Below are 12,660 nucleotides of genomic sequence, written 5' to 3' on the forward strand. Positions count from 1 at the left end.
ACTCCCCACTCCTTATGCCTACTAACACCTGGAATCGTCATCACATTCTTTCCCTAGCTGACTTCACTACTACTGAATACGATACAGTTTTGCAAACTGCTGCCAGTTTTCAAGAGGTGCTATCACGGGGGACGAAAAAAGTACCAAGCTTGCAGGGACAGGTAGTAGCGAATTTATTTTTTGAACCCTCTACCCGCACTCGTAGCAGTTTTGAACTCGCTGCCAAACGCTTAAGTGCAGATACGCTGAACTTCGCCGCAGCCACTTCCTCTATGACCAAGGGAGAAACAATTCTCGACACGGCGAAGACCTATTTGGCCATGGGAACTGATATTATGGTAGTCCGCCATAAAGAGGCAGGAGTACCGAATGCGATCGCGGCTGAAATGGATCGTCTAGATGTAAAAGTTAGTGTCCTGAATGCTGGTGATGGTCAACATGAGCATCCTTCCCAAGCACTGCTAGATTTATTTACCATTTGTACTCTAATTGACCCAGCTAGTCCCAGATTAGAACTTTTAAAGGGTAAAAAGATTGCGATCGTTGGGGATATTCTCCATTCTCGCGTGGCGCGATCGAATATCTGGAGTTTAATTGCCAGTGGTGCCGAAGTGCATCTCGCAGCACCGCCCACCCTTTTACCCAAGTTATTTGCCGAATATATCTCTGAGGAAGCAGGAGTCAGGAGTTATTCCCCCACTCCCCAACTATTTCTTCATTGGCAGCTAGAACCAGCTTTGCAAAATGCCGATTTTGTCATGACTTTGCGCCTGCAAAAGGAACGCATGACGGCTCATTTACTGCCAAGTTTGCGAGAATATCATCAGCTATTTGGCATTACACGCACAAAACTGCAACTTTGTAAACCTAACGTCAAAGTTTTGCATCCAGGCCCAGTTAACCGTGGTGTTGAAATTAGTTCTGAATTGATGGATGACCCAGAATTTAGTCTAATTCAATCGCAAGTTACCAGTGGTGTCGCTGTTCGGATGGCGTTGCTGTATTTGTTAGGTAGTGGTAAGGCTTAATAAACCTTTTTGGCTAACTACAAAAGTCAAAGTAACTACTTATGAGTTACTCAGAACCCTTGTACATAGGACTTAGGCATTGACAAGAAATACCAAATATTCTCAATTATTGGAGATTTAATTTTTTGTAAGTTGCTCATCAGATTCTACCAAAGGCGCAGGCACATTGTCGTATTCGCAGCGATCCACGTTAGCATCGAATACCAAGCCCGACGGACATGGCATTAGTACAATACCATAAGGCGCACATTGATAAAAGGAATTAGGGTTTTCTGGGTTTGGGTAGAGATTATCAACATCTTCAGGTCCACATGGATAATCAGAAACAGATGCTCTCTCTAGAGTGCCACTATCCGTTTTGGAAAGTGATTGGGCATTTGCACTACCCGTTGTTAGCCCTATGACCACTACAATTGCTATGAAACTACAAATGATTTGCTTGATTAGCTTTTTCATCAAATTCAATCTCCGATGAGTCAATTAATTAAAACTTTTGTATTATACGGCGATCGCCGTTAAATACGCAATGACAGTTAACCCGGATTTTTCACAAATAGATATAAAGAATGGGGTCAGAAATTTCGCTCTATATGTATAGAATTATTACTAACAATCTTTTACTTTTAGTCCCATCGGACTACCTTACAGAAAAATACCTAATCTCATAGAAATTATATATAGGACTCATATTTGATTTTTGAAAAAACTCCGTACAATTCAAAGAGCATTCTTTCCCTTTGCCTCTTGCCTCTTGCCTCTTGCCTAACTACACAGATAAGTTCAAAAATAAAATCGGATTGCTATATTCCTCTGATCGCATGAGGACAGAATTCTGTAATCTTGACACACTGGTATCGTAGAAGTGAAAAATTTCATGACTTCTAGAAGTGTCGGAGGTAAATATGAAACGAATTTTTTTGACGGCAGCAGCCATACTCAGCACGCTATCTTTAGCCGCTCCCATTTCCGTCAAAGCAGAAAACTCTGCCCCTGTGCGGCGCTTGCTAGAAACTAGAGAATGTTTCGGATGTGATTTAACAGGAGCAAACCTCAAAGGCGCTCATCTAATAGGTGTTGACTTGAGAAATGCCAATTTAAAAGGAGCTAATCTCGAAGGTGCTAATTTAGAAGGTGCTGATTTAACTGGTGCCAATTTGAAGTCTGCTAATCTCACAGATGCGTTTGTCAGCGATACTATCTTAAATGATGCTAATCTCACCAACGTTAATTTGAGTAATGCTCATTTATATAATACCGACGTAAATGGCGCAGTTTTAGCTGGTATTGATTTAAGTGGTGCTGACGTGTTTAATACTGCTATTAGCGTAGGTGGTGAATATTAATGACGAGTCATAAGGTCAAAGTGATGAGTTAAGAGCTATATTTAACTCCTAACTCCGCACTTTCTAAATTTTATTCACCGGTAATCGATAGTTCATTAACCCAAATTTTCGGACAAACTCCTCCTGGCGTTAACTCAGCCTCCTTTTCTACATAAATAATTGACTTTAATAGCTCCAAGAAATCGCCAGCAACTGTTGCTGACTCAATACTCGTCCTGACACCTTTATTAACTAGCCAACCATCAAACGGCAAAGAAAACGAACCTTGCAGAGATTTAACTCCAGCATGGAGGGCTTGTAAGTCATCGATAAAAATCACATTTTCAGCAGTATCTAAGCTCAACTCCTCTTCAGGAGTTGCTGTTGTAAAAACGTGATAAAAATTGGGACTCACGCTAACTTTTGCACCAATACTAGCATTACCTGTTGGCTGGGTATTTAACCTTTTAGCAGTGCCGGCACTGTGAAGAAAGCTTGTTAAAACACCATTTTCAATCAGCGAAATTTGACGAGTAGGAGTTCCTTCACCATCAAAAGTTTCTGCGCCTACATTAGCTGGGTGCAGTGCATCGTCAAAAACTGAAAGCAGAGGAGAAGCAATTTGCTTACCTAAATCATCAGCAGTAGATAGGCTTTGATTGTCCAAAATACTTTGGGCGTTGAACAAGTTAGAAAAAGCACCCAACAGACTTAAGAAAGCTTCGGCTGAGAAAACAACTCGATATTTACCAGTTTTGATTTTTTCATAGTTCAAGTGACTGATAGTTTTATCAGCAGTTTCTTTGATACAACCATTGATGTCTAGATTATCTAAACTTTGGTTGATTCTATAAGCACCTGCACTGCGCGGTTTTTTTCCTTCTTCCTCAGTTTTGCTGTAAAGATAAACTGATGCCAAAGAGTGAGATTCATTTCTGACTGCACCGTCGCTATTGAGATAAAATCTGTCAATATCTCTTTGCGATAACCCATTATAAGGCACACCTTTAATTGCTGGATGAGCTGCCAGTAGTTCTTTTTCAGCTACCAACAATCTTTCTATGAGTTCGGCAACAGGTGCTTGCGGTGTCCTATCCTGAGGTTTATTTAAAATAGGAACAGTAGCTTCTGGACTAAAATCAGGGACGTTTTCTTTAACCCCAAAGAAACTGGCTTCGTAGGCAGTTTTTAAAGCTAATTCTAGTCCTTTGGCATCTACATCTGTGGTGCTGGTGACACCCATTGTATTATCTTCATTCCAGACACGAACAGTAACACCAGAGCGATTTGAGGCTTTAACTTGTTTTGGCTCACCTTGGTCTACTTGCACGCTAGTATCATCTACTGTTGAGCCATAGATGTCGAATTTCTTAATACCAAGCTTCTCAGCATTGTCCTTGGCAGAATTTGCAATCTCATTGATATTTGGCATAGTCAATTTTAGATTTTGGATTTTAGATTTTGGATTGGAAGCAATGTTATCTTGGATATTAGATTTTGGATTTTGGATGTTAAGCTTTTCCACAGAAAATTTGCTTGTATTTATTGGGCGGGCGAAATGCCCACCCTACAACTGAGTATTATGCTAGATGTGGTTTAGCTTATGACTTATATTTGTCTCGTAGCTTTTTATTGACACAATATCCTGCTCATTCACAATCCCTTCTCCCAAGGGGAGACGCTACGCGAACGGGTTCAGCAGTCACTCATGGGGGAAACCCCCAAGACCGCGCTGCTTCACCAAAATCCAAAATCTAAAATCTAAAATTCTTATCGTCCACCTACGGTAATAGAATCAACTTTGATGTGGGGTTGTCCTACTGTGGTGTAAATACTGCCACTGACAGAGCCACAAAAACCTGGTGCAATTTCCAAATCTTGGGAACACATGGAAATTTTATTCATAATTTCCTTGGCTTCACCGATTAGAATTGCTCCCTTTAACGGTTTGGTGATTTTGCCATTTTCAATCAAATAAGCTTCATCAACACTAAAGTTAAATTGACCTGTAGCACCAACGCTACCACCACCCATCTTTTTACAGTAAATACCTTTATCAACAGAGGCAAATAAATCATCAATGGTGTATTCGCCAGAATCAATATAAGTATTACGCATCCGGCTAGCAGCAGCAAAGGTATAATTTTGGCGACGCCCACTTCCAGTTCTGGGGTGTCCGGTGCGTGCAGAACCTGTTCTATCTGCTAAGAAGTTTTTAAGAACGCCTTTTTCAATTAATAAAGTTCTTTGAGCGGGCATACCTTCGTCATCCATGTCAATTGTCCCGAAGGCATTTTCAGAGCGCCCTTCATCCCAGGCTGTCAAACTTTCGTGGGCAATTTTTTCGCCTTTTTTGTCAGCAAAGGGAGAGGTATGGCGTTCAATTTGAGTGGTTTCTAGCAGGTGTCCGCAAGCTTCGTGGAAGATTACGCCGCCAAAGTGATTGGCCATAATGATGGGGTAAGTACCCGATTCTACGTAATCGGCGTAGAGCATTTTGCCAGCAGATTCTGCTATTTTTTCGGCGGCTTGTTGAGAATCCCAAGTTCTCAAGAAGTTGGCATCGCTAGTATTCCCAGCGCGATCGCCAATTGAGGTACGATTAGCACCATCGGCACACAATAGGTTAAATCCTACTGATTGGGTGAGACGAATGTCACGGGCAAAAGTACCATCACTGGCGGCGATTAAGACTTCTTGCCAATCCCGGAAATAGGTAGCGCGACGCGATTGGATGTGGGTAGCTTTTTGCTTCAGGTGGGCGGTACCATCAAGGAGGACTTCTCCCATTTCTCGGATGGAGCTACACACTGGTAGCCAAGCATCTTTGCCTCTTTTCGTGGCGTAATCTCTCAATAATTCCAGGTTGATTTCTGGGATGAAGGCTTTAGGAGCAGGTAGTTGCAATCCCAGGATAGAAAGACCTTTTTCTAAGGCTGCTTTCAAACCTGAAAACGAAAGGTCATTGGTGCTAACGTAGCAATCGGCTTTGCCACGAAATACCCTGACTCCGGCACCTGTAGATAGACTGGGTGAAATACTAGTAATAGAGTCATCTTCTGCAAGACAACTAATATAGTTGCGACGCTCTAAAAATAATTCGATGAAGTCAGCGCCAGAGGCGCGTCCTAGTCCCAGGAGAGTAGCCAGGGGGGCTTCCCAGGTTTCATCAAAGCGTTCTGGTGTGGAGGAATATTGGAGGGTGGGAAGTTGATTCGAGAGAAGTAGCGTACTTGTAAGCATGGGTAGCCTCGTCTGCTGGCGTAATTCAGAGATTTGACTGAAAAATTCTGGTGTTTTCAGTCTAACAAATCAGTGAAAGCCACAGTCGGTATAAAGGCGGTGTGGATTTCCCTCCTTTAAAGTAAAGTTGTAGAGAGATTTGTGCTTATTCAGTAGTGACTTACTGTGCCGGAGTCTCACCGAAGCTAGAATGCTTCAACATGTAGACAGTTACTCATACTTACTTTTCTATTTTAACATTTAAAGACAATTGTCTACTTCGCTCCGCTCCGTATTAGCTAATCCATCCCCACCGTATAGACGGATGGGGTTTTCCGCGAATTTAGATAAAAGTGAGATGCACCTATACTTAGGTATTTAACTTGCACTGTTCTCAACCAAAGAAGTCACGAGGTATAAAAGGGCTTGGGGTGATAATTAAAGTTGGCGAAGAACGAGCGTTTGTAGGAGCGTCATTAATAATTACTAATTATTATGACTCCTACTAAATATACAATTTTGTTTGCTGCAAACGCTTAATTTAAGCTAGATTCTCCTTCTAAGGTTTATTTACGATTTCCAATTTTTAGCGTAGTTTTTGATATTTCTTGCTGATTACCAGTCTTACCTAAATTGGCAGTTTGTCCTGTGGATGATAGATTCTTAAACAGCAGCTTTAATGTTCTAATAATAGTTTTAACAATTTTCATTTTGCTGGCACTAGGTTTTTGATCATATCTCAAAACCATTGGAATTTCTACGATTTTTGGTTTGAGCACTTTGGCTTTTAGCAATAAATCTATCATGCAAGCAAATCCACTTTCAGTAAATAAACTGTCCCCATAATACATATCCAGTTTATTAACGAAAGTACGGTTATACAGCCTGTAACCGCAAGTGTAGTCTCTGACACCGGGTACATGGGCTGCAATTCTAAAAAGCCAGCTGGCTCCGTAACTCATTATCTCTCTAAATTTTGATAAACCTATGACTTTAGAGCCTTTTCGATATCTGGATGCGATCGCAATATCATAGCTACCAGCTATCATGGTGTCATACATCTTTAGTAAAAGTTCTGGTGGTTGAGTATTATCGCAATCCATCGCAGCTAAAAAATCGCCTTCCTTAGAAATTTCTAAGAAAGTGGTGAAACCTGTTTTAATTGCTTGACCTAACCCAGCATTTTTGGGATGTTGTACTAATTTCAGTAATATGCCCAGTGATTGAGATTCATCTATTGCAGTCTGAGCAGTTGCATCACTACTGCCATCATCAACAAGAATCAGTTTTATCTCCATATTAGAGACTTGCTGCAATGTCTGAAACTTTTTGAACAAGGGGCGAATTGATTCTTGCTCGTTGTATGCCGGTAAAAGAACAAAAAGACTCATAAAGACCTCGTGTTATTTTTAAAATTCCATTACTCAAATTTCAATAATTCAGTAATGTTGATTTTCTGAGAAATTCATCGACGTGTCGCACTACTGCGTTGTTGTTAACGCTATCATTGACCAACTGTGAGGTATTGACGACGAAAAAATCATCGTTTTCAGTACTCACTTTTGGAACAAGATTTGAATAGTCTAAAACTTGTAGTGGCTGTACTTTAATAGCTCGATTAATGTGTGCTGCCACGATGTCATCTGTTTTGAGTTCTGGGAACATCAAACGTATACCCTGGAAAAATACCTGGCGCAATTCATCATCTGGCTGTTTTAACAGGGGGTCACTAGAAAGTATATATTTTGGTAGGAATGTGATGTGATATCCTGCCGTTTCCTGCAAAGAAACTAGGTTGCTCATACCGATGACTCCGGTAAAAGGAATATTTCTATCGGCAATATTTACTACATAATAAGGAATCAGAGCCTTACGAGTAATAAGTACCATGCAGATTACACCCAGGTACTCTACTGTCTCATGAGTATCTGAAACTTTCACCAGTTCATTAGCAACAACCTGTTGCAGGATGTTAACTGGCCCAGTAAAAATAACTTTATCAAAATGTTCTTTTTTCCCCTGATATTCTACCCACATTCCACCCCCTGGATTAGGTGCGATATATTCCACCGCAACACCTGTGTGGATATGACCTCCAGCTGCGTAAATTAATTTTTCTAAATGATCAAAAACAGTCTTGTAACCGCCAGAGACATAACCAAGTTGTTCTTTATTTAATGAAGAATCCCGCGCTGAAAATAGTCGTTTGATATAAGCCCAGATGAAAACAGCTGAGATTCGCTTATAGTTCTCTCCTAATTTGGATAGAAGCAAGGGTTTCCAGAGCTTTTCGTATGTATTTTTACCGCCGAGTTTCAATAGCCAATCTGCAACTAAAATTTTCTCCAAGCGCCGCCAGTTACTAAGACGGGAACCATACAGGAGAGTAAAAGCTAATCTGATTTTACCTATAATTCCAAACAGAGGAAAACGCAAAAATTCTATAGTGTTACTGATAGAATAAAATTTTTGATTGTCGTAGAATCCTGTTAAACTTCCCCGCCAACGCAGTTTGTCTCCAAGACCAATATCTCTGATAAAATTTATTAAGTGAGTATCAGAAGGTAGGATAACGTGATAAAAGCGATCCCAGGTAAATAACCCATAATCATGATAGGTGGTCAATCCACCGAGCTGTTTGTTGCTATCGAAGACAGTTACTGTATGTCCTTTATGTGAAAGGCGTTGTGCTAATACTAGCCCAGTTATGCCTCCGCCAATAATGCCTATATTCATAAATTAAACTTAGATTATTATAAGGATATTTTTGAGATTTATATTCAGAGGTCGTTAATATTAATTAACCTCTGTAATTACCTGTTCAGGTATTAATGTACAACAAGAACTACGCCAGTTATGATAATGGAAATTCCTACCCACTGGCTAAATATAACCTGCTCTTTTAGAAGATAGTGAGAAGCAATCGGTACAAGGGCATACATTAATCCTAGAACTGGAAATGCTTGACTCAAAGGAATTATCCGCAATACATAAAGCCACAATATTGTCATAAATGTATAACAGATAAACCAAATTAAAAAGTAACGAGAGAATAACAGATTTCGGATAGAGGCGCTTGCTCCTTTGGTAGGGCTAGAAATGTAAAGTCCATATTTTAGTGACAAGTTAGCTGTTGTTCCCAATAAAACTACAAGCATTAAAAGTAGCCAAGTAATGATGTTCATTTGTCAATGCTTTTTGTGGAATTTAATATAGAAAATTCATGTAGACTTTTTAAGCGGAATAACCACTAAAAGAACACCCAGAAAAATAGTGATAACTCCTGCTATTCGAGTTAGTGTGATCACCTCACTAAAAAAGTAGTATGAACCGAAAAGTATGCCGACGTAGTTTAAACTAGTCAGTGGATAAGCAATACTCAATTTTACAGATCGTAGAGCCAATATCCAATTTACTATTCCTAAGCAGTAAACACTAACAGATAACACTAATTGTTGAATAAATGCCCAAGTAAATAGTCCCTCATCTGTATTGCTCATGGTATGCTTCATCAGCAATTGTCCAGAAATACTAAATAAAATACTGACAAACAGGATGATATAAGGAATTATTTGAAAACGTGAAACTTGCGACATGGATTTCATAGTACATTTGCCTCAATCGAAATAGCAGGTATAAACCGGACAGCAAAAAATATGCCGTTTTGATTGAGTTTTTAATGACTGTAAGAGCTAATTTAAATTAGTCTCGGCTGATAAATCGATAGTTTATGGTGATTGAATTCGATTCAACCGCGTTTTCTGTTTTGGTGAGGTACACTCTTACAACTAAATCTCTTGCTAGATCAAGCCTTTCGTGTATTTCATCCGAGTGAAAACCTCTATAAGTGTTTTTACATCATTAGTATCTAGACTTACTTGATTGTGTTTCATTATATGTAATTTTATCTAGGGGTTTCTTTAAAGATTTGTTGTTACATATAATCACCTACTAGAATACCACGAGAAAAGCATGCTGCAAATTTATCGTGGCACTTCATCAAAAATTTATTTACCGAAAATATACTTAAACAAAAACTTCATAAAATCGAAACTTTTATCAATAGCAATAGTAAAATAATTTGTGAAAAATCTTAAGTAGTGTAAAATTCACACCGCCCAGCGTCACCTCTCTCAACGGGCAAACCCCAGTTGTTAAAATACTTCATCAAGACCATACTTACACGCAAAAATTTCCCATAAAAAAGTATCAAGTTCCGTTTTTGAGGGTATTCCTAGATTAGCTGTCTTACTAATTCCCAGCAGTTTAAAGTTTAAAAAATTAGTTCATGGTGGTTGATACATTTAGTTTGCCTAGGTTGCTTTCCTGTAGCTTGAGTTTATTTGGACTCATTTTCCTGCAAAAGTCTGTTGGTAATAAAGAAGACAATGATTAACAATCCAAACTGGATCTGCCAGGGTGCTAATACTAAGCTTACAATCAAGCTAATAGCTGCAAATACACCCGCAATATATGCAATTTCATCAGTACTCTTTTTAAATAAATAGCCAGTGAATAAAGCCGTACACAGTGGTATCAGGAAAAACAAAGGCATTTTACTCGCCTCCAAACTAAAAGTTGTAGTACTTATAAAACAAATTGAAATCGTTTTTGCAATTGTGGCTAATTCTACAACCAATAAGGTTTTAGCCACAACACTCAATGGAAATAAATATTATGAAAAGTCAAGATTACGCAATCTTGGGACAACGCTCAGTCTTACGTCAGTTGCTACTTATCAGGGTTTCCATTAGAAATCTTGTTCAGAAATCAGCCAGGAGTCCTATATATAAACTCCCGTTCGCCGACGCGGATTTAAGAGGTTTGAAATCAGATGAGTAAATAAGCTTAAAACTTTGGGCTTGCGTCAAGATCAGGATCTAGCATATTACCTTTAGGAGTAGCGTTTTCATTTTAAAGATCCAATGCTCAACATTCCTCAACTACTGGCAGCTGAAATAAACCTCAAACCCCATCAGGTACAAAACGCGCTAGAACTTTTGGCCGAGGGTGCGACGATTCCCTTTATCGCCCGTTATCGTAAAGAGCGCACCGACGAGATGAATGAGGTACAACTACGCGACCTGGCTGAGAGATATACTTATTTAACAGAACTTGAAGAACGAAAGTCAACAATTTTAAATGCGATCGCTCAACAAGGTAAACTCACAGATGAACTCAAAGCCAAAATCGCATCCTGTCTACAAAAAACCGAACTTGAGGATTTATACTTACCCTATCGACCAAAACGACGCACCCGCGCCACCATTGCTAGAGAAAAAGGACTCGAACCATTGGCGGAGTTCATCAAGTCGCTAAATGTTAAAAATGCTGCAACAGCTTCCCTAGAAGAAGAAGCGGCTAAGTATATTTCTGAAACGAAGGGAGTAAAAACAGCAGAAGAGGCGCTCAAAGGTGCTGCTGACATCTTAGCGGAAGAAGTAGCGGAAAAAGCTGAATTACGCGCATATATCCGCGACTATCTCCTAGAAGAGGGAATATTCGTCTCTCGTATTAAAAATGATTATCCTGAAGGTACAACCAAATTTGAGATGTACCGTAACTATCAAATTCGCGTCAAAAATATTGCACCCCACAATATGCTGGCATTGTGTCGGGGTGAGACTGAGAAAGTATTAAACTTTGAAATTGCTTTTGATGAAGACATGGTACTTTACTATCTTGAGTCGAAAGAAATTAAAACTAAAGTCCAGACAATTCGGGATTTTTATCAAATGATGTTGAAGGATGCCTTCAACCGTTTAATGAAAATCTCTCTAATAGGGGAGGTAATCTCTGAAAAGAAAATCTACGCAGACATAGAATCAATCAAGACATTTGAAACTAATCTGCGGGAGTTGCTGCTGTCTGCACCAGCAGGAATGAAACCAACGCTGGCGATAGACCCTGGATTTAGAACTGGGTGTAAGGTTGCAGTCCTCGACCAAACAGGGAAATTTTTAGAATACCAAGCGGTGTTTCCCCACCAAGCGGCTGAACAACGACTTAAAGCATTACAAACTGTCAAAAATCTAATTGAAAAGTACAAGATTGAATTAATCGCCATTGGTAACGGTACAGCCTCCCGCGAGACAGAAGAGTTTGTGACGCAAGTATTACAAACAATAGAACGCAAACCAGTTAAGGTGATGGTGAATGAGTCAGGCGCATCTATATATTCTGCAAGTATTGTAGCGCTGGAAGAGTTTCCCGATTTAGATATTACCGTGCGCGGTGCGATTAGCATCGGTCGCCGCTTGCAAGACCCCTTAGCGGAACTTGTAAAAATCGATCCTAAATCCATTGGTGTGGGACAATATCAGCACGATGTCGATCAAAAGTTGCTAAAAAAGAAATTGGATGACACCGTAGAAAGCTGCGTTAACTACGTAGGTGTGGACTTAAACACCGCCTCCAAAGAACTTCTGACTTCCGTCTCTGGGATTACAGCAACAGTTGCCAATAACATTGTCGCCTATCGTAACCAGCATGGAGCCTTTAAAAACCGCCGACAACTGTTGAAAGTTGCGAAGCTGGGGCCAAAAGCTTTTGAACAAGCAGCAGGTTTTCTGCGGATTCGCGGTGGTGATAATCCATTAGATAATACAGCAGTGCATCCAGAGAGTTATTCTGTAGTAGAAGCGATCGCATCTGATCTAAATGTGCCATTAAATCAGGTGACGCAAATTGCCGAAAAACTTAAAAAGACCAACCTGAAGAAATATGTTACCGATAGCGTTGGCGAACCTACATTGCGCGACATTCTCAGCGAACTAGAAAAACCAGGTAGAGACCCCCGTGCAGAGTTTAAGTATGCCACCTTCAGAGAAGGAATCAAGGAAATCAAGGACTTAAAGGTGGGAATGGAACTAGAGGGAATCGTGACAAACGTCGCCAACTTCGGTGCCTTCGTCGATATCGGCGTACATCAGGATGGCTTGGTGCACATATCCCAACTTGCTGATAGATTTGTAGATGATCCAAATAAAATTGTCAAAGTTGGACAAGTTGTCAAAGTGCAGGTGCTAGAAATCGACGAGAAACTAAAGCGGATTAGTTTGTCGATGAAAGCAGTTAAACAATAATTA

General features: G+C 40.0%; 11 protein-coding genes. 3 read left to right on the forward strand and 8 right to left on the reverse strand.

The window, feature by feature from the left end:
- The first annotated feature begins 14 nt into the window (after nucleotides 1-14).
- Nucleotides 15-1,028 (forward strand): aspartate carbamoyltransferase catalytic subunit, encoded by a 1,014-nt coding sequence (locus F8S12_RS37535; protein WP_196521408.1) that lies wholly within the window; start codon nucleotides 15-17, stop codon nucleotides 1,026-1,028.
- Nucleotides 1,029-1,145: 117 nt separating this feature from the next.
- Here F8S12_RS37535 and F8S12_RS37540 read toward each other — a convergent pair whose 3' ends face one another.
- Nucleotides 1,146-1,484 carry a carbohydrate-binding module family 14 protein gene (locus tag F8S12_RS37540; RefSeq protein WP_196521409.1) on the reverse strand — a complete coding sequence of 113 codons (339 nt, stop codon included), beginning with the start codon at nucleotides 1,482-1,484 and terminating at the stop codon, nucleotides 1,146-1,148.
- A gap of 446 nt (nucleotides 1,485-1,930) precedes the next feature.
- Between F8S12_RS37540 and F8S12_RS37545 the strand changes: the two genes are divergently transcribed.
- On the forward strand, nucleotides 1,931-2,371 hold the full coding sequence (locus F8S12_RS37545) for a pentapeptide repeat-containing protein (RefSeq protein WP_196521410.1): 441 nt from the start codon (nucleotides 1,931-1,933) through the stop codon (nucleotides 2,369-2,371).
- 70 nt (nucleotides 2,372-2,441) lie between these two features.
- On the opposite strand, the gene F8S12_RS37550 is transcribed toward F8S12_RS37545, so the two are convergent.
- The 7 genes from F8S12_RS37550 to F8S12_RS37580 form a co-directional block, all read right to left on the reverse strand.
- The gene (locus F8S12_RS37550) at nucleotides 2,442-3,782 is read right to left on the reverse strand and encodes a TldD/PmbA family protein (RefSeq protein WP_196521462.1); all 1,341 of its coding nucleotides are present in this window, start codon (nucleotides 3,780-3,782) and stop codon (nucleotides 2,442-2,444) included.
- 338 nt (nucleotides 3,783-4,120) lie between these two features.
- Nucleotides 4,121-5,593, reverse strand: coding sequence for a TldD/PmbA family protein (locus tag F8S12_RS37555; protein WP_196521411.1), 1,473 nt, complete (start codon nucleotides 5,591-5,593; stop codon nucleotides 4,121-4,123).
- Nucleotides 5,594-6,138: 545 nt separating this feature from the next.
- Complete coding sequence (locus F8S12_RS37560) at nucleotides 6,139-6,963, reverse strand: glycosyltransferase family 2 protein (RefSeq protein ID WP_196521412.1); 825 nt, start codon at nucleotides 6,961-6,963, stop codon at nucleotides 6,139-6,141.
- A 40-nt stretch (nucleotides 6,964-7,003) separates the two neighbouring features.
- A complete protein-coding gene (locus F8S12_RS37565) occupies nucleotides 7,004-8,308 on the reverse strand; it encodes an NAD(P)/FAD-dependent oxidoreductase (protein WP_196521413.1) in 1,305 nt (434 codons plus the stop codon).
- Nucleotides 8,309-8,400: 92 nt separating this feature from the next.
- Nucleotides 8,401-8,757 (reverse strand): EamA family transporter, encoded by a 357-nt coding sequence (locus F8S12_RS37570; protein ID WP_196521414.1) that lies wholly within the window; start codon nucleotides 8,755-8,757, stop codon nucleotides 8,401-8,403.
- Between the two features lie 36 nt (nucleotides 8,758-8,793).
- Entirely contained in the window at nucleotides 8,794-9,177 is a 384-nt protein-coding gene (locus F8S12_RS37575) for an EamA family transporter (protein ID WP_196521415.1), read from the reverse strand.
- A 734-nt stretch (nucleotides 9,178-9,911) separates the two neighbouring features.
- Nucleotides 9,912-10,226 carry a hypothetical protein gene (locus F8S12_RS37580; RefSeq protein WP_230968552.1) on the reverse strand — a complete coding sequence of 105 codons (315 nt, stop codon included), beginning with the start codon at nucleotides 10,224-10,226 and terminating at the stop codon, nucleotides 9,912-9,914.
- Between the two features lie 271 nt (nucleotides 10,227-10,497).
- Here F8S12_RS37580 and F8S12_RS37585 point away from each other — a divergent pair, with 271 nt between their 5' ends.
- Entirely contained in the window at nucleotides 10,498-12,657 is a 2,160-nt protein-coding gene (locus tag F8S12_RS37585) for a Tex family protein (RefSeq protein WP_196521416.1), read from the forward strand.
- Nucleotides 12,658-12,660 lie beyond the last annotated feature (3 nt).

It is taken from the genome of Nostoc sp. WHI, assembly GCF_015714725.1.
Classification (GTDB): domain Bacteria; phylum Cyanobacteriota; class Cyanobacteriia; order Cyanobacteriales; family Nostocaceae; genus Nostoc.